Origin of the sequence: Oceanicola sp. D3 (genome assembly GCF_006351965.1) — a bacterium.
Taxonomy (GTDB): domain Bacteria; phylum Pseudomonadota; class Alphaproteobacteria; order Rhodobacterales; family Rhodobacteraceae; genus Vannielia.
Map to the genome: position 1 here is coordinate 3,712,855 of NZ_CP040932.1, position 26,502 is coordinate 3,739,356.

Sequence of the window (26,502 nt, forward strand, 5' to 3'; positions counted from 1 at the left end):
CCGGATTGCAAACCCCGCGCGCCCGGCCCAATCCTGCCGCAATGACCGCGCTCACCATCTCCAATGCTCAGGCCCGCGCCCTCTGGCTTTCAGCCCACGGCCTTGCCACGCCGCCCACCGGCAAGCTCGACGCGCCCGGCATCATCCACGATCTCGGCTTCGTCCAGCTCGACTCGATCCAGATCGTCAGCCGGGCCCATCACCACATCATGTGGTCGCGCAACGCCAACTACCGTGAACCGATGATGGACAAGTTGCTCGGCAAGCAGCAAGCCGTCTTCGAGCATTTCACCCACGATGCCTCCGTTCTTCCGATGGAGTTCCTGCCCATGTGGCGCCGCCAGTTTGCCCGGATGCGCGAAAAGATCTCCCGCTCCGGCTGGTGGGGCAAGATCGACCCCGATCTGCTCTCCTCCGTCAAGGCACGGGTGGCCGAAGAAGGCCCGCTTTGCACCCGCGATTTCGAGCACACCCACGAGGGGCCCAAGGAGATGTGGCAACGCCCGCCGCACAAACGCGCGCTGGATTTTCTGTGGTTTTCCGGTGAGTTGGCCACCTGTCACCGCAAGAGCTTCACCAAGCATTACGATCTCGCCGAGCGCGTCTTTCCCGCCGATCTGCGCGAGCAGGAGGTGCCCGATGCCGAGCAGATCGACTGGCTCTCCCGCGCCGCCCTGCACCGTATCGGCTTCGGCACGCCCGGCGAAATTCGCAAGTTCTGGGATGCCACCACCGTCGCCGAAACCGCCCGCTGGGCCGAGGCCGCGCCCGACCTTGTGCCCGTCGAGGTGGAAACCACCAACAAGACCCGGATCAAAGCGCTGGCCTGCCCCGACATTGAGGCCCGGCTGGAGGCGCTCACCGCCCCCACCTCACGCCTTCGCATCCTCAACCCGTTTGACCCGGCGATCCGCGACCGCGCCCGCCTCAAACGCCTCTTCGGCTTCGACTACACCGTCGAAATGTTCGTCCCCGCCGCCAAGCGGCAATGGGGTTACTACGTGTTTCCACTGCTCGAAGGGTCGCGCTTCATTGGCCGGCTGGAAGCCAAGGCCGACCGCAAGGCGGGCACGCTCACCGTGATGAACCGCTGGTCAGAACCGGGCGTGCGCCCCTCCAAGGCCCGCGAAGACAAGCTCGCTGCCGAGCTGACACGGCTTTGCCGCCTTGCGGGGCTCGACAGCGTTATCTGGGCCTGCGACCGCTAATGTAGGGTGGGCAATCTGCCCACCTTCCTTAGAAGTCTAGGTTTTCCACGCTCAGCGCGTTCTGCTGGATAAACTCGCGGCGCGGTTCCACCACATCGCCCATCAGCTTGGTAAAGAGGTCGTCGGCCTCCGCGAGGTCTTCGACCTTCACCTGCAACAGCGTGCGCGCCTCCGGATCCAGCGTGGTCTCCCACAGCTGACCGGGGTTCATCTCCCCGAGACCCTTGTAGCGTTGCAGCGTCAGCCCGCGCTCGCCTTCCTCAAGGATCGCCTGCAGCAGGTCGAGCGGGCCGTGAATCTGAGTTTCGCGGTCTTTGCGGCTCAGGGTGCCCATCTGCTTGTAGATGTCGCGGCCTTCACCGGCCACCTGTGCCAGCCTGCGGGCCTCGCCCGAGCGCAGCACAGCGCCATCCAGCGTGCGGATTTCTTCAACGCCGCGCAGAACGCGTGCCAAGCGAATGCCATGGTCCTGCGTGATCCGGCCCTGCCAGCCGCGCTCGTATTCCACCGCCACCTGATCCAGCCGGGCGGCGATGGCATCGGCGACGGCTTGCAGATCGCGGTCTGCCGCGCCCGGCTCAAACGCCCCTGCCAGCGCGGCCTGTTCCAGAATGCGCGTGGGGTAATGGGTCGGGAAAGCCTGAAGGATGCGGCGAAACTGGCGGGCGGCGTCGGCCACGCGGGCCAGATCCTGCCCGGCAATCTCCTCGCCGCTCGGCAGCCGCAGCACCGCGCCCTCCACACCCTGCGCGATTAGGTAATCTTCCAGTGCGGGCACGTCCTTGAGGTAAACCTCTGATCTCCCACGCGAAACCTTGTAGAGCGGCGGCTGCGCAATGTAGAGATACCCACCCTCGATGATCTCCGGCATCTGCCGGAAGAAGAAGGTGAGCAGCAGAGTGCGGATGTGCGCGCCGTCCACGTCGGCATCGGTCATGATGACGATCTTGTGGTAGCGCAGCTTGTCGATGTTGAACTCGTCGCGGCCAATCCCCGTGCCCATCGCGGTGATCAGCGTGCCAATCTCCTGACTGCCCAGCATCCGGTCAAACCGGGCGCGCTCGACGTTGAGGATCTTACCGCGCAGCGGCAGTACCGCCTGGTTGCTCCGCGCCCGGCCCTGCTTGGCCGAGCCCCCGGCGGAGTCACCCTCCACCAGAAACAGCTCCGACTTGCTCGGATCCTTCTCTTGGCAATCCGCCAGCTTGCCGGGCAGCGAGGCCACGTCCATCGCCGTCTTGCGCCGGGTCAGCTCACGGGCCTTGCGCGCCGCTTCGCGGGCCAGCGCCGCCTCGACGATCTTGCCGACGATCTGGCGCGCTTCCAGCGGGTGCTCCTCGAACCACTCTGCGAGCTTTTCGTTGACCAGCCCTTCCACGGCAGGCCGCACCTCGGAGCTCACCAGCTTGTCTTTGGTCTGGCTGGAGAATTTCGGGTCGGGCACCTTCACGCTCAACACGCAGGTCAGCCCCTCGCGGGCATCGTCGCCCGAAAAGCTCACCTTCTCCCGCTTCGCAATGCCCGAAGACTGCGCGTAAAGGTTGATCGTGCGGGTCAGCGCACCGCGGAAGCCCGCCATATGGGTGCCGCCATCGCGCTGGGGGATGTTGTTGGTAAAGGGCAGCACCGTCTCGTGGTAGCTGTCGTTCCACCACATCGCCACTTCCACGCCGATGCCGTCTTTCTCGCCGACCATGAAGATCGGCTCTTCCATCACCGGGGTCTTGTGCCGGTCGAGATACTTGACGAACTCGCGCACGCCGCCCTCGTAGAACAGCTCGCTTTCCAGCGCCTCCGCCGGGCGTTCATCGCGCAGCAGGATGCGGACGCCCGAGTTGAGGAAGGCCAGCTCGCGCAGGCGGTTTTCCAGCGTTTTGAAGCTGTATTCCAAGTTCGAAAATGTCTCGGTCGAGGCCAGAAAGCGCACCTCGGTGCCCTTCTTGCCACCCGCATCCCCAAGCACCTTGAGCGACTCTGTCGTGAAGCCACCCTCAAACCGCGCAACATGCTCCTTGCCGTTGCGCCAGATGCGCAGTTCCAGCCAGTCGGAAAGCGCGTTGACGACCGAAACGCCAACCCCGTGCAAACCGCCAGACACCTTGTAGCTGTTCTGGTCAAACTTCCCGCCCGCGTGCAGCTGGGTCATGATGACCTCGGCCGCGCTGACGCCCTCTTCGGGGTGCATATCCACCGGAATCCCGCGCCCGTTGTCGCTGACAGAAACCGAATTATCGGCATGCAATGTCACGGTTACACGGTCGGCGTGGCCCGCCAGCGCCTCGTCGATCCCGTTATCGACGACCTCATACACCATGTGGTGCAGGCCCGAGCCATCATCGGTATCACCGATGTACATGCCGGGGCGTTTGCGAACCGCCTCCAAGCCCTTGAGAACCTTGATGGAATCTGCGCCGTATTCTTCGGGTGCCTGTTCGTTTTCGGCCATGCCGCCTGTCCGTTGTTGTTGTGCCGGATTTATAGACTTTCGGGCCGGAGATGTCACGCGGATGACACGATTTTCGGCGGCTTTTCAGGGGCTTTCCGCTGGCGCTGTATCTGCCTGATTTTCCTTGGCGATTTCGGCGATCCGGTCGCGGGTGACGGCAAGGTATTCTGCCTGCTCCGCAGAGAGCCAGCCCCGCGCCTCCATCCGCGCCAAAACCTCCAGCGCGCGCGCCATATTCTCAGCCGGCTCCACCCCCAAATCCGCGAGGTGATAGTAGCTGACATAGAGCCCCCAAGTGACGCCGCGATCAGCCTTCAGCGTCTCCAACAGCTTCAGCCGCATGTCCCGCGCCGCCTCATGTTCGGCAATCGCCTCCGCCGTGCGCCCCTGCACGGCCAGCGCAGTGCCAAGCTGCTCATGGCTCACCGAGAGCAGCCAGCCGCGGCGCGTGTCTTGCGAATGGTTCACCATCAACTTCTGGCGCAGTTCCAGCGCGATCCGGTGCCATGCCTCGGCGTTTTCGGCGCTGCCATAGCCAAGCTCCAGCTGCCCCAGCGACTCCGCAGCCTCGGCGGCGTAGATCCTCGGTTCCGCCCGCTCCATCCGCGCAGCGGCTGAGGTCAGCCAATCATAGGCATCACGCATGGTGCCGTCGGCTTCCACCACCTCACCCAACGCAACCTCCGTCTGCCCGAGCCGCAGCATCGCAAGCCCGGCCTGCAGGGCGGTTTCCGGGTCTTCCGCGTCCTGCATCAGCAGCCAGATGCTGGTCAGCACGATGTAGGAGCGGGTCAGGTGCAACTGCTTCAGCTCCGCCTCGCTCGTGGCGCCAAGTTGTTGGGACTCGATTTGCAGGTTGATCTCAAGGTTCAGATCCCGCCAACGACGGTTTTCACCCTTCATGTTCATCAGGATCCTGGCAAAGCCTCGCGCTTCGATCAGCCCCTCCAGTGCCGCCTCCCGGTCTCCCGCCCGCGCGGCGCGGTGGGCGATATACCGTTCCAGAACGATGCCGTCATAAATCCAGCCCGCGTGGGTCCGGTTGGCCTCGCGCAGTGCTTCCATCTGCCCACGGGCCCGCTCCAGCGCAGCCTTCGCCTCGGCATCCCGCCCTAGAAACGAAAGCGCCCGCCCCAGCGCAAATTCCGCCTCGAACACCGCATGCCCGATGGCCGTGTCCCCCGGCGCCGCCGCCAGCATCGGGCGCAACAGGTCCAGCGCCTCCCGCGCCTTCGCTTCGGCCTCTTCGCGCTCCATCATCCGGGTCAGCGCCATGGATTGCCCGATCAGCGTGCCACTCAAAGCGTGGCGCAGCGCCGCGCGTTGCGGGTCTTGCTCGAACATCTTGACCAAGAACTCTTCGGCCTTCGCAAAATACTGAAGCGCTGGCTCAACATCGCCGGTCTCCAGCAGAGCGCGCCCCACCTTCATCGCCGTGCGCCCGATCGCGAGGCCATCGCGTTTGCCCGATTCACGCGCCGTCGCGCCATAAATCTCCAGCCCCTCCCAGTAGCTGTCAAAGGCCTTCTCCGCCTCGCCCATGCCAATCTGGGCATCGCCGCGCCGCTCATTGGCCTCCGCAAGCCTCAGCTGCACCGCCGCATCCTCCGGGCGGGCCTCGGCGTGGGGCCGCATCCGAGCGGCGGCATCCTCAAAGTCCTTCAGCGCGGCCTCGTGGTCTCCCAGCAAGATCCCGAGGTCGCCGATTAGCATCTCGACCTCCCAGATATCCAGATCGTGCTGCAGGGCCGCCCCCTGCCCCTCGCCCTTGCGCAGCACCCTCACAGCCTGGACCGCCGCCTCGCGCACAGCCTCGGTATCGCCCACCACCTTCTGCGCTTTGGCAATGCCCACAAAGGCAAGGTAAAGGCGGCGGCGCATGGCAACGTCATCCTGCGCCTGCAAAAACTCCGCGCCCGCCAGATCGCGCATGCCTTGATAGGCCCCCAACGCGGCGGCATGGTCGCCCAGTAGGGTGAAAATCTCCGCCGCCTCCTGAAACAGCTCGATCCGTGCAATCCGCGCCTCCTCGGGCGGGCTCAGCGCGGCTAGCTCCTCGTGTATCACACCCGCCTGCTCCAGCACCTCCAGCGCCAGCGCATAATCCAGCCGGGTGCGGGCCACACCGGCCTTGAGCCGCAGCGTCTCTGCCTCAGACATCCGCCGCGCCACGAGGTTTTCCATCAGCGCATCGCCCGAGGCCCTGTCGAGCGCAACGGCCTCGTCGAGCGCGCCCAATGCGCCGGTAAAATCGCCCAGTTCCAGCCGCATCTCGGCCGCCCGGCGCATCTCGGCCACCTCGCCATCCTGCGCCGAAAGCTGCCGCAACTGCGCCCGCGTCGCCACGAAGGCCGCCGCCGCCTCGGCCAGCTTCGCGCTGCGTTCACTTGGCGACGCATCAGAAAGATCATTGGCCAGAAGCGCCCCGAAGATCGGCGCCAGCGGCACTTCGGCATCGCTGGCAACCCGCTCCACCTCGGCGCGCACATCCGGCGTCAGCTCGGCCATCGCCAGCAGCAGCCGCTCCCGCTCGGGCAGCGCGTCATCCTGACCGGCAGCAAAGAACAGCCGCGGCAGGGCGCTTTCCACGTAGGGCAGCTGCGCCCCGCGCGTGCGGTCATAAACCTCCTGCTGCACCAGCGTCAGCACCGAGCGCACCTCCAGCCCCGGCGCTGCAAGATGCCGCGCCAGCGCAGCGGCGAAGGGCGAGTTTTCGCCCTCACCATCCAGCGCCACAGCCCCCGGCGCGGTGGAAAAGCCGATCAGCGTCCCCTCGCCACGCGGCACGGCGGCAAATCCCGGCGTCTCCCCTGCCTGCAAAGCAATCGCCGCGCGCCCCTCATCCGCGCCCTCAAATGGGTCCACCCGGCACGCGTCCACCAACAGCACCGCGACCGGCGCAATCTTCGCCACCCGCTCGCGGATCTCGGCAAGGCTCAGCGAACTTTCCATCAGGCTCTCGATCGACGACCCGTCGCCATCCACCGGCAGCAGCCGGTTGTCGCCCCCCACCTCGAAGCCATGCCCAGCGAAGTAGACCACCGCCACATCGGCGCCCTCACCGTCATACTCAAGGTCTTCCAGCGCCCGCTCCATCCGCCTCTTGTCGCGGTCGCGCTCATAGACCACGTCAAAGCCCAGGGCCTCCAACGCCGCGCCCACTGTATCGGCATCGTTCGCCGCGTTTTTCAGCGGGCGCATGTCCTCGTAGCGATCATTGCCGATCACCAGCGCCACCCGCTTTTCGGCGAGCGCGGGAAGGGCAGTGACGCACAGAAGGAAGATCACGAACAAGCGGCGCATGATCGGCAGGATACCCGGCCTCCGCCCAAGCGCCAGTGACGTTTTCCGTCAGGTAAAGGGGATCACACAGCCCACGAGCGTCAACAGGCAGCCCGCCACGATATTCGTCCGCCGGAGCGCCTCCGGTGAGGCCAGCAGGCGGCGGGCGCGGTCGATCATCAGGGCAAAACCGAGGTTGCCCAAAAGCGGCACCACCGCCGAAAGCGCGGTGATTGCGGCGATGTCGGCCCATGTCACGGCGGTGAGGTCAAAAAAGCCCGGCAACACACCGAGGTAAAACAGAACCGCCTTCGGGTTGCCCAGGATCACCGCCATCCCGGCCGCGAACCCGGCCCACATGCCGGGCCGTGTCAGCCGGCTGTCAGCGGCAATCGACTTGCCCGCATGGCGCAAAATGAGCCCACCCATGACAAGGAAGATCGCCGCCGCGACCCATTTCAGCACCGCCATGAAGCCCGCGAAAACGGTCGTGACCCAAGTGATCCCGTAGATCGCAAGGAAGGGCCAAAGCACATCGCCCACCGTGACCCCCAGCGCCAGCGGCCATGCAGCGTTGAAGCCCCCGCTCAGCGCCCGCGCTGTCAGCGCCATCCAAACCGGGCCGGGCGTGAGAAACAGGATCAGCAGCGCAAAGGCATAGAGGCCCAGATCGGCGGGGGTGATTGTCATGGCGCGTCCAGCATCTCGGCCAGCTTGGCCACGGTTGAAAAATTGCGGGCCGTCATGGGGCTGCCCAGCAACCGCTCTGCCTTGGCCGGGATTTTCGATGTGCTCAAGCCCTCCGGCAGCGTGCGCAGTTCGGCCATCGCCAGCTTGCTATACCCGCCCACATTGATGCCGCGCAGAAGCAAAACCGATGTCACCCCGCCACCTCGCGCAGCGCGGAAAGCCCGGCCTCTTCGGTCACCTCAAAGTGCTGCGCCTTACCGCCCAACTCCTCAAAAAGCTCTGCGCCCGTGCCGGTCATGAAGGCCTGCGCCCCGAGCGCCTCGATCTCGGCATAAAGCGCGGCGCGGCGCGAGGCATCGAGATGCGCCGCCACCTCATCGAGCAGCAACAGCGGCGGTGCGCCGAAATCCTCGGCCAAGGCCCGGGCGTTCGCCAGAATGAGCGAGAGGAGCAGCGCCTTTTGCTCGCCGGTGGAGCAAAGCCGCGCCGGGGTGTCCTTGGCAATATAGGTGGCCCCAAGGTCGGCGCGATGCGGGCCGGTCAGTGTGCGCGTTGCCGCAAGGTCGCGTGCGCGGCCCTCTGCAAGCGCCGCCGTCAACGCCTCGGCGTCACCGGGCGTGTCACAGGCCGGTTCGGGGTGGCTCAGCATCAGCCCCGCCGCCGGAAAGGCACTGCTCGCTTCATCCTGCGCCGCCGCCAGCCGCATCAACGCGTCTTCGCGGTGGCGATGAATGCGCGCGCCCTCCTCGCCCATCCGCTGCTCTAACGCGGCGTACCAATGGGCATCGCGCACCATGTCCTTCAAGAGCCGGTTGCGCTCGCGCATCGCCTTTTCATAGGCCAGCACCGCCTCGCCATGGGCAGGCTCAAAGCTGAGCACGATCCTGTCCAGAAACCGCCGGCGCCCCTCGGCCCCCTCGATCCAGAGGCGATCCATCGAGGGCACCAGCCACACAACCCGCGCCAGCCGCCCCAACGCCACCTGCGCCGCCGCCTTGCCGTCGATCTTTACGCTGCGCCCGCTGGCCCCCGCCTCGGCCCATGTTTCCAACTCATGAAAATGCCCCAGCGAGGCCAGCTCCGCCTTCACCTTCCAGCCCAGCGCCTCGGGCGCGCGGGCCATCTCTTCGGCACTCGCCCGCCTCAGCCCACGCCCGGGCGAGAGCAGCGAAACTGCCTCCAGCACATTGGTCTTGCCCGCCCCATTCGGCCCCCAAAGCGCAACCGGGCGGCCATCCAAAGCCAGTTCCGCCCGACGATGCGAGCGGAAGTGCGAGAGGGTCAGGGATGTGAGGGCAAGGCGGGGCATGGTGTTTGGGTAGCCCGGCCAGTCGGATCATTCCATATGCAAAAGGCTCCACCCGAAAGTGGAGCCTTTTTCGGCATCAGACCACAGCTTGGTATCGCCGGAGGGTCTGATGGCCCCTGGTGGGGTCTTAATGCGGATGCGAAGCAGAGCCGCCACACGACTTAAATGGTCGTTCAGAGGTGTTTTGTCAATGTTCCGAGACCGAGACCTTGCAGTACGCAACGCTGCACAATCGCCAATTGTTGCTCGGAAATAGTTGAAGTCTGGTAAATGCGCTTACCGCTGCGGTCTTTACCCAAACTCAACAAGTCAATTCGATGAAACCCGGCCGCATAAACCATGTCACCTTTGACCCATCGTTTTCGATTGCCCCAAACGCTTGGCATCTTAAACGCAACTTCGAGCGCGCAATGATACGGCATGACCGGGTCGGGCGCTGTGGTGCTCAAAGGGACCACGGTGCACAAGCCACCCCTTGCAACAATTGGCTTTGATATCACAATCGCCAGACGCGGTTTTACCATCTCCGGAGTACGAAATGCAGCGTCGAAGTTTACCCGAACAACGGTGCCCTGCTTGGGGTGAAAAACAAGCCCCACGGATACCTTACACCCGCATCGGCATCACGACATAGAGCGCCGAGGTATCGGAGCCTTCGCGCATCAGCGTCGGATCACCAGCGGAGTTGAACAGGAACACCGCGTTCTCCCGGTCCACCTGGCTGGCGATCTCGGTGAGGTACTTGGCGTTGAAGCCGATCTCCAGATGCTCGTCGCCATAGGCCACCGCCAGCTCTGCCGAGCCTGCACCGCTGTCAGGCGCATTGACCGAAAGCACCAGCCTGTCTTCGTCGAGCGAGAGCTTCACCGCGCGGGACCGCTCGCTGCTGACCGTCGACACCAGATCAACAGCCTTGGCAAACTCGGCGGCATCCACCTCCAGCTTCTTGGTGTTTCCGGTCGGGATGACGCGGGTGTAATCGGGGAAAGTGCCGTCAATCACCTTGCTCGTCAGGGTGATCTCGGGCGTGGCAAAGCGCACCTTGGTCTCGCTGACCGAAACAGCAATCTGCGCCTCGTCATCGTCGAGCAACTTGCGCAACTCGCCCACCGTCTTGCGCGGCACGATCACGCCCGGCATCGTCTCGGCGCCCTCGGGCAGCGGCGCATCCACGCGGGCCAGCCTATGGCCATCGGTCGCCACGCAGCGCAGCGCCTGGCCCTCCTCGCCGGTGGCCACATGCATGTAAACACCGTTGAGGTAATACCTTGTTTCCTCGGTGGAAATCGCAAACTTGCTCTTGTCGAAGAGGCGGCGCAGCGTGGCGGCACCAGCGCTGAAGTTGGCCCCATACTCGCTCGACGCCATGACCGGAAAATCTTCTTTCGGCAGCGTGGCGAGCTGAAAGTTCGAGCGCCCCGCCTCCACAGTCAGCCGCCCGGCGGCACTGTCATCGGTCAGTTGCACCTGCGCCCCGTCGGGCAGCTTGCGCACGATCTCATGCAGGGTGACGGCGCTCACCGTGGTGGCACCCGCCTTCTCGACCATCGCCGGGGCCTTGTCGACCACCTCGATATCAAGGTCCGTGGCCCTGAACTGCACACCGTCGCCTTCGGCTTCGATCAGCACATTGGCCAAGATCGGAATGGTGTTGCGGCGCTCGACAACCGACTGCGCCTGCGCGATGGCCTTCAGCAGAACGGCCCGCTCGATCGAGAATTTCATTGCTCTGTCCCCCTAGGTGCCGGGAGGCGCAGACTATGCGTTTCCCCTCGGCAGGCAAGTTGTTTCTCGCAGTTTCGTGAGGTTTCAAAGGAGCGTCAAGAGCACCCCCAACGGCAGACCGGGCGGGCCATGTGCCCGCCCCCGGCGATCAGGCTTCGAGCATCCGCTTCAGCAGCTCGATGTCATCGGCCAATCCACTATCGGTCTGCATCATCTCTTCGATCTTGCGCACCGCATAAAGCACCGTGGTGTGATCCCGGTTGCCGAAGCGGCGGCCGATTTCCGGCAGCGAGCGGGCGGTCATCCCCTTGGCAAGGAACATCGCCACCTGACGCGGGCGGGCGATGGTGCGGTGCCGCTTGGGGCCGGTCATATCTGAGATGCGCACGTTGTAATGCTCACACACCCGGCGCTGAATTTCTTCCACCGTCAGCTTGCGCTCGGAGGCGCGGAGCAGGTCGGCAAGGCACTCCTGCACCATCTCCAGAGAAACCTCGCGGCCAACAAGGTTGCCGAAAGCAAAGAGACGGGTCAGGGCGCCTTCGAGCGTGCGAACGTTGCCGGTGATCCGGTGCGCGAGAAACTCAAGCACATGCGGCGCAATATCGAGGTTGCCATAGTGGCCTTTGTAAAACTCCGCCTTCTGCTGAAGGATCCCAAGCCGCAGCTCGTAATCGGTCGGGTGCAGGTCAACGACGAGGCCCGAGGCCAGACGGCTGGCGATCCGGTCTTCGATCTTCTTGATGTCATGCGGCGCGCGGTCGGCGCTGATGACGATCTGCTTGCCCTGATCGGAGAGCGCATTGAACGTGTGGAAGAACTCTTCCTGAGTGCTGTTCTTGCCCGCGAAGAATTGCACGTCATCCACCATCAGCACATCGACAGAGCGGAACGCCTGCTTGAATTCGTGCATCCCGTCTTCGCGCAGGGCGCGGACAAAGCGATACATGAACTGGTCAGACGACAGATACACCACCTTCTTCTCCGGGCAGTATTCCTGCAGAGCCCATGCAATGGCGTGCATCAAGTGGGTCTTACCAAGGCCGGAGCCGCCATAAAGGAACAGCGGATTGAAGGTCAGCGGGCCACCTTCCGACACCCGGCGCGCGGCGGTATAGGCCAGCTGGTTGGGCTTGCCGACGACGAAGCTGTCGAAGGTAAAGCGCTCATCCAGCGCGGCCCCGGGCAGATCGTCGTCACTGTTGCTGCCGGCATTGCCCGACCCGCCAGACTGGCCTCGTCCGGACCCACCGGCGCTTGCACCACGGCTGCCAGCGCCAGCATCATCGCTGGCGGCTTGCACAGGGCGCACCTCATTGGCCGCCTGCTCCGCTGCCGCAGCGCGCGCCGCGGCACTGGGCACACGAAACTCAAGGCGGCGCACTTCGAGCCCGTCGCGGCTCATCTGCTTGACGATCGTGTCAGAGAAATTGCGGCTCACCCAATTGCCAAAAAAGTTGGTCGGCACTTCAAAATGCGCAACGCCATTTTCCAGGCTGTTCAGCTTGAGCGGCTCAATCCAGGTTTTGAAATTGTTTTGTCCAACCGTCGTCTTGAGCGACTCACTGACCTGTCCCCATCGCGTCTGCGGCATTCCCACTATCCTGTCCCACTTTTTGTTTGTCATTCACACACCCACAAACCGCCCCTGCCAAATCTGGCGGCCCGCACTCATGCGGCTCACGGGCGTCGGGGACGCGGATGGCAATGCCTTTCGCTACCCATTGCGCAATAGCGCTGGGCTGGCTCCATAGAGCATTCAAAAGACAGGCTGTGCAGGCGCAAGCTTTGCCCGCCAGCCAGTGACATCTCTTCGGACATGTCGTGTCAGCAGCAGCGACCCTGACAGAGCGGCCATTCAGGCTCGCCTGCAGACTCTCTCGACAACAACCCGTTTCCAGCTTTTTGCCCCGGTGCAGCGCTTCCCCTGAAGCTCCGGTGCCCGGCTGAAAACGATCATGTCCCCCCTAGGCGACGTGAATCGCAGGATTGGTGATAGCAAGCGCTCGCGCGAGCGGGCAACTGACCTTTTGCCTTGACTCATGCTTTAATCAGGCCGAATCCCGCCACCCCCCTGAACGCCCTAGTTTTTATGGCCTGAACGACACAGCGCAACGAAAAGGGGCGCCAACCCGAAGGTGGCGCCCCTTTCCTGAAATGTGATCACGACTCAGGCGCCGATGGCCTTCACGCGGGCGCTCAGGCGCGACATTTTCCGCGCTGCGGTGTTCTTGTGGTAGACGCCTTTGGTCACGCCGCGCATCAGCTCGGGCTGGGCAGCGCGCAGGGCGGCGGTGGCGGCATCCTTGTCACCGGAGGCGATGGCCTCTTCGACTTTGCGAAGGCTGGTGCGGATGCGCGAACGGCGCGCCTTGTTCACAGCGAAGCGGGCTTCGTTCTGGCGGGCGCGTTTTTTGGCTTGGGGCGAATTGGCCATGGTGTGTCTCTCTTTCGTCGGGTCGTGCGTTTCAAACTGGTGAGCGCGGGAAGACCCGACCCCGGGTTCGCAACCGGGCGATTCTGGCCAGAGCGGGCCTCACACGCATGTATCGGCGGGCGTATACAGCTCGCGGCACGTTTTGCAAAGGCATTTTCGCCTAGTCCGGCGCCTGCGGCGGGTATCGCAGCCGGTCCTGATCGTCGATCACCCTCACCCGGTTCGGAGCGGCCTCCCCCCAGTGCCACAGCACGAGGTTCAAATTCCCACCAGCCGCGCCCGGCGCGAAACTCTCGACCAAGAGGCCGTTGTAGCCCTTCGCTAGCCGTTCTGCGATTCGCTGAACCCGTGCCACCCCAAGCCGGTCCGCCTCATCCGCCCAATCCGCCTGAGCCAGATCGGCGCGTGTGAGGGCTTCCCCAGCGAGTGCGTCGGCGTTGGTCGCATCGAAAACCTGCTCCACCTCAACCGCCAACGCCACCACGGTTACAGGCATAAAGCTTCCCGCCTGCTGCGCTTCACGCAGGGCGGTCTCGACCGTCAGCGAGGTGTACAGAGCCGCCTGCCCGACGGAGTTGAATCGCCCGCCAAACTGGGCCGCCCCTTCTCCCGAAAGCGGCCGGTAGGCCCAATAGGGGTTGAGCGCGCGAAAAACCGTGCCGGACCAGCGCATCAGGCGTGGATGCCAGCGTCCAGCCTGTCGAGATACCTGTGCACCGCCTCTGCCCGCCCATCTTTGACCAGCCGCATCGCCGTGACCTCGCCATACCCGGCGAGCGGGACCGAGCGATACCAGGCATAGGCCAGCAAATCGGAGCCGAAACGCGGGCTGACACGGGTGAGAATTTCCACCATTTCACGCAGCCGCATCTGGGTCTTGGGAGTGCCTGCCCGGGCCTTGCGGGCCACGGCATCGCGGCTCAGCCCCGCCGTCTGGGCCACCTCCTCGACGGTGGTCAAGAGGGTCGCCGCCAGTTTGCCCGGCGCGAACTTTCCGTTCTCGGCTATCTCTGCAAAGACCATCACACCACTCCGCCTGACGCGGTCAACGTCAATATAGGTGAGATTGGCGCAAAAATCAACGTGGCTGCACAGATGCTACTTGTCGCGAAACTGCGGCTCGCGCTTTTCCAGAAAGGCCTTCATGCCCTCTTTCTGGTCCTCGGTGGCAAACAGCCCGTGGAACAGCCGCCGCTCAAACAGCAGCCCCTCGCGCAGCGGCATCTCGTAGGCGCGGTTCACCGCCTCCTTGGCCGCCTTCACCGAAACCATCGACTTCTCGGCAATCTTCTGTGCCGCCGCCATCGCCTCATCCATCAGCTTCTTGGCAGGCACCACACGGCTCACCAGCCCGCTGCGCTCGGCCTCCTCGGCATCCATGAACCGCCCGGTCAGGTGCATGTCCATCGCCTTGGCCTTGCCAACGAAGTGGGTCAGCCGCTGGGTGCCGCCGATTCCGGCAATGACGCCAAGGTTGATCTCGGGCTGGCCGAATTTAGCGGTGTCCGCAGCAATGATGAAATCGCACATCATCGCCAGCTCGCAGCCCCCGCCAAGCGCATAGCCCGAAACGGCGGCGATGATCGGCTTGCGGCAAGCCAGTATCTTGTCGATCTGCGGGCCGAACATGTCGCCCATGAAGACATCGACAAAATCCTTCTCTGCCATCTCCGAAATATCGGCCCCGGCCGCAAAGGCCTTCTCCGAGCCGGTCACGATGATGCATCGCACCGCTTTGTTGCCATCGGCCTCGGTGACGGCCTCCGACAGCTCACCAATGAGCGTCGCGTTCAGCGCGTTCAGAGCTTCGGGGCGGTTGAGACGGATGGTGCAGACATGGTCGGCGGTATCGACGACGATGGTTTCATAGGCCATGTGGCGGCGGTTCCTTTCGGCTGCCAGACTTCCCTTTGTTAGCAGGGTCAGACCACGCTGCAAGTTATCTTTGACATGATCCACAGTAGAAAGTGGAACGCCCCGATTGCACGATCCGTCGGATCACGCCGCCGCAACCGGGGGTAGAACACGGCGCGCCTTCCTGGTCATAGGCGGCAAAGCGGTGCTGAAAATATCCAAGCTCGCCAGAGGCTTGCCTGTGGTCGCGCAGGCTCGACCCGCCCGCCTCGATGGCCTCTTCCAAGACCTCACGAATCGCCGGAACCAGCCGTGCAACCCGGGGCGCAGAGATTTGCCCGGCCTTCCGGCGTGGCGAGATGCCGGTGCGGTGGAGCACCTCGCACACATAGATATTGCCCAACCCGGCCACAATCTTCTGGTCCAGTAGCGCGGCTTTTACCGGCGTATTCCGCCCCTCGAATGCGGCGATCAGGTGCGACTCGCTAAAACTGTTGCCCAGCGGCTCTGGCCCAAGCGCGGCCAGCAGCCGATGCGTCTCGGCCTCCACGGTCGGCACGAGGTCCATCACCCCAAAACGGCGCGCATCGTTGAACGTGACCCGCGCCCCGTTTTCCATGTTCAACACCACATGGTCATGCTTTTCGGGTGCCGGATGGGTGTGGTGAAACACCCCCGGGATCATATCGGGCCCCTCGCCGCTCACCCGCATCCGCCCAGACATCCCCAGATGAATCAGCAGCGTCTCCCCGCTGTCCAGATCGGCCAGAATATACTTGCTGCGCCGCCGTAGCCCCAGCACGCGCTTGCCGGTGAGCCGCTCGGCCATGCCCGGCGGAAACGGCCAGCGCAGCCCCTCCCGGTTCACCCGGGCCTCGGCAATCACGGTGTTTTCCATGGCTGGCAGCAAACCGCGGCGCACGGTTTCCACCTCGGGCAGTTCGGGCATATCGGCTCCGGCTCAAAGGTCAGGCGCCAAACCTAGCGGGCCAGCGCGGCCCCGCAAGCCCTCAGGCCAAGGCCCCGCGCCCGTCAATCGCGCCATGCGCCCGGGTCAGGAAGTCGCTCATGCCGGTCATATACTTCTGCACCCGCATCTTCTTGCCATCCGCCGAGGTCAGCCGATACACCCCGTTCCCCTCGTCCCTGATGTCCACCAAATCACGCCATGCGATCTCGCGCCGAAACTGGATGAGGCTCTGCGAGATGATCACATCCCGATCATAGCGCATCTCGAAGCTGAAAACATGGGCAATGCCCAGCAGGGCAACCCCAACCGCGGCAGGCTTGATGAACACCATCCATTCCGGGTCCAGCCCCATGTCTGCAAAGAAAAGCACCGCAACGCCCGCCGCCGCCATGAGCACCGTCGAGAGCCGCATCCCCCACGTGGGGCGCATCACCTTGCTGCCCACCGAATCCTCGGCGGCCTGCGCCATGCCGCGCGAGGCCAGCGGCGCGATGTCCCGCTGCTTCATGAACTTCGCCCCCGCCGTCAGCTCCACCCGGCGGCCCTGCGCATCGGCGGCATTGGTCGCCTCGTAGAGCTTGGTGGTGACCGCACGGCCAACCTGCCCGGGCAGGATCCAGACAAAGTAGACATAGGCCGCGATAGCCGCGACCACGAGCAGCACCACAGCAGCGGCAAGCGCCAACAGCACCAGCGGGTTGTCGAGCACGAAATTCAACGCCCTCAGCCAGAACTGCTCTTGCTCACCCATCTCGCACCCTCCTGCGCTCATCTGGCACGTTTGTATCCGGTGCAGATTGCCTATATCCGGTTTGCGAACAAAGTTGGGCAAGCCCATGGCAGATGACGGAAAAACCACGCATTTCGGCAATGCCGAGGTGCCTGAGGCCGAAAAGGCCGGCATGGTCCACGAGGTCTTCTCCTCCGTGGCCTCCAAATACGATGTGATGAACGACCTGATGAGCGTCGGCATCCACCGGCTCTGGAAAGACGCGATGATGGATTGGCTGGCGCCCCGCCCCGGCCAAAGGCTGCTGGATGTTGCCGGTGGCACGGGCGACATCGCCTTCCGTTTCCTGCGCCGCGCCGGTGAGGGGGCCACGGCCACGGTCTGCGACATGACCGAGGCAATGCTGGTGGAGGGCCGCAAACGCGCCGAGGCCGCCGATATGGCCGACAAGCTTGATTGGGTGGTGGGCGATGCCATGGCCCTGCCCTTCGAAAGCAACAGCTTCGACACCTACACCATCTCCTTCGGCATCCGGAACGTCACCCGCATTCCTGATGCGCTCGCGGAGGCCTACCGCGTGCTGCGCCCCGGCGGCCGGCTGATGGTGCTGGAGTTCTCGCAACTGCCCAACCCCCTGATGCAAAAGGCCTATGACGCCTACTCCTTCAACGTCATCCCGGGCATGGGCAAGCTGGTGACAGGCGACCGCGACAGCTATCAGTATCTGGTGGAGAGCATCCGCAAGTTCCCGCCGCAGGAGGAGTTCGCCTCGATGATCCGCACCGCCGGCTTCGAGCAGGTGAAATACCGCAACCTCAGCCTCGGGGTGGCCGCGCTGCACTCCGGCTGGAAGCTCTGAGGCCCGGGTGCGCGGCCCGCACAACATCTGGCGGCTGATCCGCACCGGGGCCACCTTTGAGCGCACCGGCGCGATGGGCGTGGCGCTGGAGGCGATGGACGCACCGCGCCCGCTTCGCGTGGCCGCCCGTGTGCTCGGCTGGCCGTTCAAATGGCTGGGGCTGAAGGGCGACCCGTCGCAGCCGCCCGTCACCCGCGCGCTCACCGCGCTCGGGCCGGCCTATATCAAATTCGGCCAGATCCTCTCGACCCGACCCGATGTGGTGGGGCCGGAACTGGCGCAGCAGCTCATGGTGCTGCAAGACAAGTTGCCGCCCTTCCCCCGCGCCGAGGCGATGCGCGTGGTGGCGGCAGAGCTGGGCCAGCCCGTTGACGTGCTGTTCTCCGAGTTTTCCGAGCCGGTCGCAGCGGCCTCCATCGCGCAGGTCCACAAGGCCGTGCGCGCCGATGACGGGCGCGAGGTGGCCGTGAAGGTGCTGCGCCCGGGGATCGAACGCGCCTTTGCCCGTGACGTCGATGCCTTCTACTTCGCCGCCGCGATGATCGAACTGCTCTCGCCCGCCTCCCGCCGGCTCCGCCCCCGCGACGTGATCGAGCACTTTGAAGGCGTCGTGGCTGGCGAGCTTGACATGCGGCTGGAAACCTCCGCCGCCTCCGAATTTGCCGAGAACACGGAGGGCGACGAGGGTTTCATGGTGCCGCGCCCGTTCTGGCCGCTTTCAGCGCGACACGTGATGACGCTGGAGTGGGCCGAGGGCATCTCCTTCAACGACCTCGCGGCGCTGGATGCGGCGGGCCACGACCGGGTGGCCCTTGGCGAGCGGGTGCTTTCGCTGTTCCTGCGCCACGCCCTGCGCGACGGGCTGTTCCACGCCGACATGCATCAGGGCAACCTCAAGGTGGCGCCGGGCGGCGAGATCATCGCGCTGGATTTCGGCATCATGGGCCGGATCGACGAGTATACCCGCCGGGTCTATGCCGAGATCCTGATGGGCTTCATCCGCAAGGACTACAAGCGCGTGGCCGAGGTGCACTTCGAGGCCGGCTATGTGCCCGCCGACCGCGATGTGGATGAGTTCGCCCGCGCACTGCGGGCGGTGGGCGAGCCGATCTTCGGGATGGATGCCACGCATATCTCCATGGCCCGGCTGCTGTCCTACCTCTTCGAGGTGACCGAACGCTTTGGCATGGAAACCCGGACCGAGTTGATCCTGCTGCAGCGCACCATGGTCGTGGTGGAAGGGGTGGCGCGCTCGCTGCACCCCAACATCAACATCTGGCAGGCCGCGCGCCCGGTGGTCGAAGATTACGTGAAGCGCAACGTCGGCCCGGCCGCCCTGCTGCACGACCTCAAGGAAACCGCTCGCGTCGCCATCCGCTTCGGCCCGCGCCTACCGGCGCTGCTCGAACGCGCCCTGATCGCCCAAGCCACCCCGCCACCGCCCCGCCCCTCGGGCAGCAAATTCTGGCATCGCCTCGGCTGGACCACTCTCGGCGCCGCCATCGCACTCGCCGCGATGGCCCTGACCAGCAACCTGTAACACCTCCGGCCGCCGGGCTGACGCCCGGCAGGCTTTTCAGTAGCCTCGCTGCGCTCGGGAGGCGCCTGGCGGCCTCGCTACGCTCGGTTGGCGCGCGTAGCCTCGCTACGCTCGGCTTGGGTGATCGGCCTTCTCCGCTCAGTTCGGATACCTGAACATATCGCGCTCTCTGCGCGCGCAGTCGCCGCATCACGCGCGCGCTGGCTTTCGCCCCCGCCCTACACGCGGCCCGGCTCTTCGAGCCTCGCCGCGCTCAGGGGATTGGAATCGCTTCGCAACGCGCCTGGCATCGGCAACCAACGCTTCGCTCAGCGAGGAGCCGTATCTTACCCTGCGCTCATGTGCCTTCTGTCACCGCAGCGGCAGTCAGCGCTGCGTCGCGCTTGAATATTGCGTGCGCGCGCCTTCCGCACCGCCGCTCACCGCATCGGGGCTTTCTTCATAGACAACCGGAAAGCGCAGGGCCGTCACCGAAGATGCCGGCACAGTGACACCGCTGTTCAAGAGCAGCATGGTCTCTCCGTTCTCCAGCCTCGCTTCCTCAACGCGGGCATAAACCTGCGCCTGAGTGGTCGCGATCAGCTCTTCGCCCGCGTAGCTCTCCACGCTGAACTTGTAAGTGCCATCGGCGAAAAGGGTGCCACTGTCATCCACCCCTTGCCAGACGTGGAAGGGCGCGCTTGAGTCGATCATCAGCCGCTGTCGCTCAATGCCAAACTCATCCGTCACCACCAGCACCCCGGCATCGGCCTCGCTGGCCAGATCGAGCGTCATCTCGATCGGCTGCCCGGTGAACCGCGCAGGGGCGGTGACCCGGGTTTCCATGCCGACAAAATTCGCCAACTCCGACATGCCTGTCATCCCCATTTGCGCGGACAGCTCTTCAAGCAGAACGTTGGTGCGCACCTGCTGCTCGACATTGGAGAAGGTCGCCAGTTGCACGGCAAAATCTGCGCTGTCGAGCGGATTCAGCGGATCCTGATTCTGGAGTTGCGTGGTCATCATCTTGAGGAAGGTTTCAAAATCCGAGTTGATGTAGCCTTGGCTGGCCTGGGCGTTGGAATTCTGGCTCAGGGTGGCGGCTGTGGCAGATGAGGTTTCCATCATGGGCTCCTGTCAGAGGCGAAGGTCTAGGCCGGCGGTGCCGAGTTGAAGGGTCGGCGGCCCCTCAGCGCCGGGTGACAGCGCCTCATGCGGCGCGTCGTTACCCGCCCAGCTCACGGTCTGGCCCTCGCCCTCCCCGTTCTGATGCTGGCCAAATCCGCTGTCGCCGCTGGCAAAACTGAATTGGGCACCCTCATGCCCGAGGCGTCGCATTTCCTGCGCCAGAATTTCGATATGGCGGCGCATCATCTCAAGCGTCTCTGGCCGCTCGGCGGTTACGGCAATATGCAGCCCCGCCTCACTCCCCGTGAACGAAAGCTTCAGTCGCCCGAGCTCCTCAGGTTTCAGGCTCAGTTCCACCGGCCCATCGGGCAGCGGGCGCGAGATCTCAGCAATCTGAGCGGCCACCTGCTGCGCCGCGGCCGCATGCCCGGACGGCGCGGCAACAATTGATGCGTGGGGCGCGAGATGCGGAATGGTGCGCGCCTCGGGAACCGCGGTTGCGGCCTCCAAGGCCATGCTCGGGGTGCTCACCGGAAGCGGCTCCGCGGCCAGCGCTGGCGCGACAACGGCGGCGGCCTGTGCGATTTGCGGAGGTGCGGAAGCGACACGCGCGGGCATTGCAAGCTCCGGCGCGGCCTCCGGGGCCGCCGCAATGGGGGCCGGATCCCCCGGCGGTGGCGCAACCGGTGCATCCACGCGAGACCGAAGCCGCTCCAGGACCGGTCCGTTCACCGGCATATCCGCAGTGCTTCCTGCAACGGTTTCGGGCCGGAGAGCGGCAATCGTTTCACGAACCTTGCTCACGGCGGCCTCAATGGCCGGGTTCACCGGTCTCTCACGCGGCGCAGCTTCGCTGCCATTGTCCACATGCGGGCGCCAATTGCTCAGGGCCGACATCAAGGCAGCCCGATCCGTCAGCCGTGACATCGCAAGAGCCGGAGCCTCGCGCGAAACTTGAGTGGCAGGCGTTTCAGACAGAGTCGCCAATGCCCAGTTGGGCGCGATCTCCAGCGGTCGTACTGGGGCGGCATCGTGCAACCGTGGCGCTTCTTGCGCAGTTGCCACAGCAGTGCCCAAGTGCCCGCCCTCTTCCCTGCGCGACACCCTGCGAAGTTCGGCCACAGGCTGCGCAACCTCCTTGTGCAACGGCGGTTCGGGAGCCGCTTCGGCGCCCGCTTCTGGTGCGGCCGGCCTCACCGCAATCCCGGCCAATGCCGCTTCAGGTTCATCCATTTGCGCCGGCTCGGCCATGTCTACCCGTGCGCCAGCATTCTCCGGCGGCTGCACTGTACTTTCCACTACACCCGCCACCCCGGCATCAGCTTCTACCGGTGGGGTGTCAAAATCGGGCTGCTCAACAACCGCCCCCAGCGTTTCAGGCCCGCCAGCCGCAGGTTCGACCTCCTCACTCGCGGCTTCAGCCCCCAGCGCCGCGAAAATGGCAGCCCAATCCGGCCCGCCCGCCTCCGCTTGCGCCTGCCCGCCTGCACGGCCCTGCGCGGCGGCGGGGCTCACTGCAAATACGGCCATCTCGGACAACATCGCGTTCTGCATCTGAACCTGATCCTTCTGACAAGTTGGCTGCAGAATGCCTTGTTAAAGTTACCAATCCTTTACCGGTTTCTGCCCTAATGCCTCAAAATAGCCGCATTTCGAAAGGCCACCCATGCCGCCGATTCCCCCTATCCCACCGCCCGCTGCATCCGCGGTTTTGCCTCAGCGCGAGCAACACCTGCGCAAGCTGTCTGTCGAGCTTGAGGCGAGCTTTCTTGCAGAAATGTTGGGGCACACGGGGCTGGGCGACACGCGAGAGGGTTTCGGCGGCGGCGCGGGGGAAGAAGGGTTCGCCTCGTTTCTGAGGCAGGAGCAGGCCAAGGCCATGGCCCAAAGCGGCGGAATTGGCCTGGCGGAACATATTTTTGAAAGTCTGAAGGCGCGAAACCATGGCTGATAACATCGAACTTTATGAACGTGCGCAGGCCCTTATGGAGGCCGAGCGGGAAGCCCTGAAGGGCGGGGATTTCATCCGCCTCGAGGCGCTCTATGAAGAGAAGCACGAGTTGCTCAAGCAGATCGAAGCGCAGGCCGACACATTGACTCGCTCCCAGCTTGAGGCGCTTTCGGTCAGCTCGCGAGGCAATGAGAGGCTGCTGGATGCCGCCCAGCGCGGGCTTCGCGCGGTCGCCCGAAGGCTGAGCGAAACCCGGCGCGCGGCGGAGCACCTCGACACCTACACAGACGATGGCAAACGCAAGGATCTGGGCGTGGCGCGCTCCAGCTTCGAACGTCGCGCCTGATCCTGGCGCGATACTTTTTGGCATGATTCCAACTGTCTCCGGCCTGCGCCCCGCACCGGAGGCGGTCACGTTCCATTCACCGAACGTCCTCTCCAATCAAGAACAACTCGCCTAAAATGCGCGGTTCTGCGGAAGGGGGAAATTAGGACTCCTTTAAACTCACTCGGTCAGGTTCGCAGTCGCACCTTCGTGGGTGGCGCGGCCCGCAACATCGGTCCGCATGACGGTGAAACCGGAAACCAGTCGCCCTAACGGGCGACGTTCCGAAATGGCGCAAAAGCGTCTCATCTGAAAAGGACCGAAAGAACCATGTCCAGTATTCTTACCAACACCAGCTCGATGGTTGCCCTGCAAACCCTGCGCGGCATCAATATGAACCTCGAGCAGACCCAGGCCGAAATCTCTACCGGCAAGTCCGTGGGCTCCGCCCGTGACAACTCGGCCATCTGGGCGATCTCCAAGGTGATGGAATCCGACGTGCGCGGCTTCAAGGCCATCTCCGAGAGCCTGTCTCTCGGCGAAAGCACCGTCGCGGTGGCCCGCAACGGCGCCGAAACCGTCACCGACCTGCTCGTGCAGATGAAAGAGAAGATCGTCGGCGCTCAGGAAGAAAACGTCGACCGCGAGAAGCTGCAGTCCGACATCACGGCGCTCTCCGATCAGATCGCTTCGGTGGTGGGTGCGGCCCAGTTCAACGGGCTCAACCTGCTCAACGGCACCGATGACGTCAACGTGCTCTCCTCGCTGGATCGCTCCAATGACGGCTCGGTGCAGGCCTCCGACATCACCGTTGCCCGCCAGGATCTCAGCTATGATGCTGGCGTCATGGGCACCGGTGCCTCGCTCGTCGGCGGCTCCGCCCTGACGGCGGCGGACGCGGCGGCCACCGGCGGCAATGTCACCGTGCAGGCTGGCGCAGGCCAGAACGCCGATGACAGCTCGACCCGTGACTTCTCGAACACCGGGAACGAGATGGAAATCACCATGAGCACGGCTCAATCCATCGGTGATGTCTTCAACCTGCAGATCAACGGAACCACGGTCTCCTACACCGCTGATTCGACCACGTTGAACGATGTGTCCGACGGTCTGACCGCGGCCATCAACGCTGCTGGTATCGAGGACATCTCGGCAGAAGTCGCCGGTGCGGTGATTACCATCACCTCCACCTCCAAGTTCGACGACATCGAGATCAACGGCGATACCACCTCGGCCACCACGCAGTTCTCTGCCGATGTGGAAGGGGCCGCCGCCACCGCCGCAGCCTCCAGCTTCACCGGGGCGAACCTTCAGGCCCGCGCCTCCGAGGTGACCTTCTCCGCAACCGCTGGCGTCAGCGAGGGTGACGGCTACCGCGTCTCGATCGGCGGCACTAACTACGACTACGTCGCCGGCAAGGGTGAAACCTTCGAAGACGTGGCCAAGGGCCTGAAGATCGCGATCGACGGCTCGGGCCTCTCCGACATTTCCACCAACGTGACCCAGGATGCAGCCACGGGCGCTTGGATGCTTCAGGTGGACAATGACGGCGCGGCAATGGCCCTGCAGGTCAACGGTCTGGCCGATGGTGAAGCCACGGGTGGCCTGGCCGGTGTCGACGACATCGACGTGACCACCGATGAGGGTGTCGAGGCGGCTCTGGCCAACATCGAAACCTACATCGACGGCGCAATCGAAGCGGCGGCAAACTTCGGTTCGGTCGAAGGCCGGATCGAGACCCAGTCGGAGTTCATCTCGAACCTCACCGACAGCCTCACCGCGGGTATCGGCAGCCTCGTGGACGCCGATATGGAGGCCGCCTCGGCCCGCCTGCAGGCGCTTCAGGTGCAGCAGCAGCTGGGGGTCCAGTCGCTCTCCATCGCCAACCAGGCACCGCAGTCGATCCTGTCGCTGTTCCGGTAATACGGTAACGGGCGGGGCGCCGAATGGTCCGGGCCAAAACGGCTCGGGGCGCCCCGCCCACTCTCTACTCACCGCAATTCCCCCCCGAGTGGAAGGACAGAGCCTTGAACTCCGTGCAACTGGCGCAAAGCGCCTACTCCTCCGGCCAGCAGGCCCCGCTGCGCACCCATCGCGGCACCGAATACGCAGCCTTCAGCCGGGTCACCTCGCGCCTCAAGGCACCCCGAAACTTCAACGCGCTGGTCGCGGCGATCCACGAAAACCGCCAACTCTGGACAGCGCTTGCCGCAGATGTCGCCGATGGCGCAAACGGCCTCTCCCCCGATCTGCGCGCGCGCATCTTCTACCTCGCCCGGTTTACCTCAGAGCATTCCTCCACGGTGCTGCGCCGCAAGGCCAACGTGGTCCCGCTGATCGAAATCAACATGGCCGTCATGCGCGGCCTCGGGGCCAGCCCGGCTGCCGCTCCACCACGCGCCGCCAAGGCCCCGGCCCCGGCGACGACCGGAGCAAGCAAATGAGCGGCCTCGTCCTCAAGCTCAGCCCCAAGGAGCGGGTGCTCATAAACGGCGCGGTGATCGAAAACGGAGATCGCCGCTCGCGGCTCTCCATCGTCACCCCCGGAGCCCACATCCTTCGGCTGCGCGATGCCATCCACCCCGAAGAGGCCAAGACACCCGTCAAACGGGTGGCCTATATCGCCCAGCTTGTCCTCTCGGGTGACACATCGCCAGCTGATGCCGATATCCAGCTCATGCGCGGGATCGAACAGCTTAGCCAGGTGTTCACCGACCATGACAGCCGCGCTCAGCTCGACGCCGCCACAATGGCAGTGCGCGACGGGCAGCATTATCAGGCGCTCAAGGCGCTGCGCACACTGATACCGCGCGAAGACCGGCTGATTGCAGCGCAGACAGGCCAGCAGGAGCCAAGGCCGCAACAGCTGCCCATGTCGCCCTCCATGCCGCCAGATGTGAAGCCCTCCTGATGTTCACGCCCATCGTCCCCACCGGCGGCCTTCTGGGCTGGCAGTTTTTGCAACGCACGCAAGAGAGCCAGCAGCAAACGCTCGCAAACTCGGCCAGCGTGCAGAGTGACATGGAAGTCTTCGAAGAGCGGATCGCCAACGTGGAAACGGCAGAAGATCTGGTGAATGACTTCCGCCTGCTCCGCGTCGCCCTCGGGGCTTTTGGCCTGTCGGATGATATCGGCAACAAATACTTCATCCAGAAGGTGCTGGAAGAGGGCACATCAGACCCTGCGGCTCTGGCCAACCGCCTCTCCGACACCCGCTACCTGAATCTCGCCGAGGCCTTCGGCTTTGGCGCTTATGGAACGCCCAACAACGGCTTCGCCGCCGTCGAGGCCCAGATCCGCGCAGGCACCGATACTCTGCCACCCAACCAACGGCAGGAGGCTGGCGATCAGGCCATGCAGCTTGTCGACCGGCTCAAAGCCCTCTCCGACGAGATGAGCCGCGCCCCCGGCTCCGATGGGGTGGCCGCGCTGCGCGACGAGGTCGATGCGCTTTGGCCGGAGGTCATGGGCAACCGCAGGATGCGCGAAGCGATGCTCTCTGCCTTCAACGTGGCCGAGGGGTTTGACGCGCTCGATCAAGGTGTTCAGGTCGAAGTGATGCGCCAGCAGGTCTTCGGCCTCTTCGAAGACAGGCCAACCGAGCAGCTCACTGGCTTTATCGACCGGATCAAGCAAAACTATACCTCGCGGCAGTTTGAGGTGGCAGTTGGCGAGCAGGCCTCCGAGCTGCGCATCGCCCTCAATCTTGAGCGCGAACTGCCCGCCATCGCCGCCGATCCGGACGACAGCAATGATACCAGCTGGCTCAAGATCATGGGCAGTGCCGCTCTCCGCGAGGTGTTCGACAAGGCCTTTGGCCTGCCCGCAGCCTTCGCCGCCCTCGATCTTGATCGCCAGCTGGAAACCTACAAGGCCCGCGCCACTTCGCTCTTCGGGTCCGACGAGGTTTCCCAATTCGCCGATCCGGAACAGCGGGAAAATCTGATCCGCCGCTACCTCGTGCAAACCGAGCTGAGCGGCGAGGCCTCTGGCGCAACCTCCACCAATGCGGCGCTCACCATCCTCAGCGGCGTCAATAGCAACAACCTGTTCAGCCTGCTGACCTGAC

Annotated in this window: 24 protein-coding genes and 1 pseudogene; 9 read left to right on the plus strand and 16 right to left on the minus strand. The window is 64.4% G+C overall.

The annotated features are described in order from the left end of the window. The first annotated feature begins 41 nt into the window (after positions 1-41). Positions 42-1,208 (plus strand): winged helix-turn-helix domain-containing protein, encoded by a 1,167-nt coding sequence (locus tag FHY55_RS18680; protein ID WP_140015627.1) that lies wholly within the window; start codon positions 42-44, stop codon positions 1,206-1,208. A 28-nt stretch (positions 1,209-1,236) separates the two neighbouring features. On the opposite strand, the gene gyrB is transcribed toward FHY55_RS18680, so the two are convergent. From gyrB to FHY55_RS18750, 14 genes are all read right to left on the minus strand, one after another. Next, positions 1,237-3,654 carry a DNA topoisomerase (ATP-hydrolyzing) subunit B gene (gene gyrB, locus FHY55_RS18685; protein ID WP_140015628.1) on the minus strand — a complete coding sequence of 806 codons (2,418 nt, stop codon included), beginning with the start codon at positions 3,652-3,654 and terminating at the stop codon, positions 1,237-1,239. Positions 3,655-3,738: 84 nt separating this feature from the next. Then, positions 3,739-6,957, minus strand: a complete 3,219-nt coding sequence (locus FHY55_RS18690) for a caspase family protein (protein ID WP_140015629.1) — start codon at positions 6,955-6,957, stop codon at positions 3,739-3,741. A 48-nt stretch (positions 6,958-7,005) separates the two neighbouring features. Next, positions 7,006-7,626, minus strand: coding sequence for a LysE family translocator (locus FHY55_RS18695; RefSeq protein WP_140015630.1), 621 nt, complete (start codon positions 7,624-7,626; stop codon positions 7,006-7,008). Next, a complete protein-coding gene (locus tag FHY55_RS20680; protein ID WP_210410512.1) occupies positions 7,623-7,820 on the minus strand; it encodes a DUF1697 domain-containing protein in 198 nt (65 codons plus the stop codon). The genes FHY55_RS18695 and FHY55_RS20680 overlap by 4 nt, the downstream gene beginning before the upstream one ends. Next, positions 7,817-8,935 carry a DNA replication/repair protein RecF gene (recF, locus tag FHY55_RS18705; RefSeq protein ID WP_140015631.1) on the minus strand — a complete coding sequence of 373 codons (1,119 nt, stop codon included), beginning with the start codon at positions 8,933-8,935 and terminating at the stop codon, positions 7,817-7,819. The genes FHY55_RS20680 and recF overlap by 4 nt, the downstream gene beginning before the upstream one ends. A 173-nt stretch (positions 8,936-9,108) precedes the next feature. Further along, a complete protein-coding gene (locus tag FHY55_RS18710; protein ID WP_254695520.1) occupies positions 9,109-9,459 on the minus strand; it encodes a type II toxin-antitoxin system PemK/MazF family toxin in 351 nt (116 codons plus the stop codon). An 82-nt stretch (positions 9,460-9,541) separates the two neighbouring features. After that, positions 9,542-10,660 carry a DNA polymerase III subunit beta gene (gene dnaN, locus FHY55_RS18715; RefSeq protein WP_140015633.1) on the minus strand — a complete coding sequence of 373 codons (1,119 nt, stop codon included), beginning with the start codon at positions 10,658-10,660 and terminating at the stop codon, positions 9,542-9,544. A gap of 148 nt (positions 10,661-10,808) precedes the next feature. Further along, positions 10,809-12,254: a chromosomal replication initiator protein DnaA gene (dnaA, locus tag FHY55_RS18720; RefSeq protein ID WP_140015634.1), complete on the minus strand. Its 1,446-nt coding sequence runs from the start codon at positions 12,252-12,254 to the stop codon at positions 10,809-10,811. Positions 12,255-12,830: 576 nt separating this feature from the next. Then, entirely contained in the window at positions 12,831-13,097 is a 267-nt protein-coding gene (rpsT, locus tag FHY55_RS18725; RefSeq protein ID WP_140015635.1) for a 30S ribosomal protein S20, read from the minus strand. 160 nt (positions 13,098-13,257) lie between these two features. Then, positions 13,258-13,770: an RES family NAD+ phosphorylase gene (locus tag FHY55_RS18730; RefSeq protein WP_140015636.1), complete on the minus strand. Its 513-nt coding sequence runs from the start codon at positions 13,768-13,770 to the stop codon at positions 13,258-13,260. Next, entirely contained in the window at positions 13,770-14,120 is a 351-nt protein-coding gene (locus FHY55_RS18735; RefSeq protein WP_140015637.1) for a DUF2384 domain-containing protein, read from the minus strand. The genes FHY55_RS18730 and FHY55_RS18735 overlap by 1 nt, the downstream gene beginning before the upstream one ends. Before the next feature lie 75 nt (positions 14,121-14,195). After that, on the minus strand, positions 14,196-14,972 hold the full coding sequence (locus FHY55_RS18740) for an enoyl-CoA hydratase (protein ID WP_140015638.1): 777 nt from the start codon (positions 14,970-14,972) through the stop codon (positions 14,196-14,198). Between the two features lie 64 nt (positions 14,973-15,036). Continuing rightward, entirely contained in the window at positions 15,037-15,900 is an 864-nt protein-coding gene (gene mutM, locus FHY55_RS18745; protein ID WP_140015639.1) for a bifunctional DNA-formamidopyrimidine glycosylase/DNA-(apurinic or apyrimidinic site) lyase, read from the minus strand. Between the two features lie 61 nt (positions 15,901-15,961). Continuing rightward, the gene (locus FHY55_RS18750; RefSeq protein WP_140015640.1) at positions 15,962-16,672 is read right to left on the minus strand and encodes a hypothetical protein; all 711 of its coding nucleotides are present in this window, start codon (positions 16,670-16,672) and stop codon (positions 15,962-15,964) included. 85 nt (positions 16,673-16,757) lie between these two features. Here FHY55_RS18750 and ubiE point away from each other — a divergent pair, with 85 nt between their 5' ends. Together ubiE and ubiB are read left to right on the plus strand one after the other, a co-directional pair. After that, positions 16,758-17,510, plus strand: a complete 753-nt coding sequence (ubiE, locus tag FHY55_RS18755) for a bifunctional demethylmenaquinone methyltransferase/2-methoxy-6-polyprenyl-1,4-benzoquinol methylase UbiE (protein WP_140015641.1) — start codon at positions 16,758-16,760, stop codon at positions 17,508-17,510. A gap of 7 nt (positions 17,511-17,517) precedes the next feature. Continuing rightward, positions 17,518-19,050: a 2-polyprenylphenol 6-hydroxylase gene (gene ubiB, locus FHY55_RS18760; protein WP_140015642.1), complete on the plus strand. Its 1,533-nt coding sequence runs from the start codon at positions 17,518-17,520 to the stop codon at positions 19,048-19,050. Positions 19,051-19,416: 366 nt separating this feature from the next. Here the strand turns inward: ubiB and FHY55_RS18765 are convergent, their stop codons facing one another. Continuing rightward, positions 19,417-20,154: a flagellar hook capping FlgD N-terminal domain-containing protein gene (locus tag FHY55_RS18765; RefSeq protein ID WP_140015643.1), complete on the minus strand. Its 738-nt coding sequence runs from the start codon at positions 20,152-20,154 to the stop codon at positions 19,417-19,419. Positions 20,155-20,166: 12 nt separating this feature from the next. After that, complete coding sequence (locus FHY55_RS18770; RefSeq protein WP_140015644.1) at positions 20,167-21,711, minus strand: flagellar hook-length control protein FliK; 1,545 nt, start codon at positions 21,709-21,711, stop codon at positions 20,167-20,169. Between the two features lie 112 nt (positions 21,712-21,823). On the opposite strand from FHY55_RS18770, the gene FHY55_RS18775 reads away from it, so the two are divergent. From FHY55_RS18775 to FHY55_RS18800, 6 genes and pseudogenes are all read left to right on the plus strand, one after another. Further along, entirely contained in the window at positions 21,824-22,108 is a 285-nt protein-coding gene (locus tag FHY55_RS18775; protein WP_140015645.1) for a rod-binding protein, read from the plus strand. Continuing rightward, positions 22,101-22,454, plus strand: coding sequence for a flagellar export chaperone FlgN (locus FHY55_RS18780; RefSeq protein ID WP_140015646.1), 354 nt, complete (start codon positions 22,101-22,103; stop codon positions 22,452-22,454). Before FHY55_RS18775 ends, FHY55_RS18780 begins: the two co-directional genes overlap by 8 nt. A 309-nt stretch (positions 22,455-22,763) precedes the next feature. After that, complete coding sequence (locus tag FHY55_RS20935) at positions 22,764-24,356, plus strand: flagellin (RefSeq protein ID WP_140015647.1); 1,593 nt, start codon at positions 22,764-22,766, stop codon at positions 24,354-24,356. A 113-nt stretch (positions 24,357-24,469) separates the two neighbouring features. Continuing rightward, complete coding sequence (flaF, locus tag FHY55_RS18790) at positions 24,470-24,877, plus strand: flagellar biosynthesis regulator FlaF (protein WP_371707741.1); 408 nt, start codon at positions 24,470-24,472, stop codon at positions 24,875-24,877. Further along, a pseudogene (gene flbT / locus FHY55_RS18795) lies at positions 24,874-25,269 on the plus strand (flagellar biosynthesis repressor FlbT); the annotation flags it as partial. The gene flaF and the pseudogene flbT, both read left to right, overlap by 4 nt. Before the next feature lie 74 nt (positions 25,270-25,343). Continuing rightward, the gene (locus tag FHY55_RS18800; protein ID WP_140015650.1) at positions 25,344-26,501 is read left to right on the plus strand and encodes a DUF1217 domain-containing protein; all 1,158 of its coding nucleotides are present in this window, start codon (positions 25,344-25,346) and stop codon (positions 26,499-26,501) included. The last annotated feature ends 1 nt before the right edge of the window (position 26,502 follow it).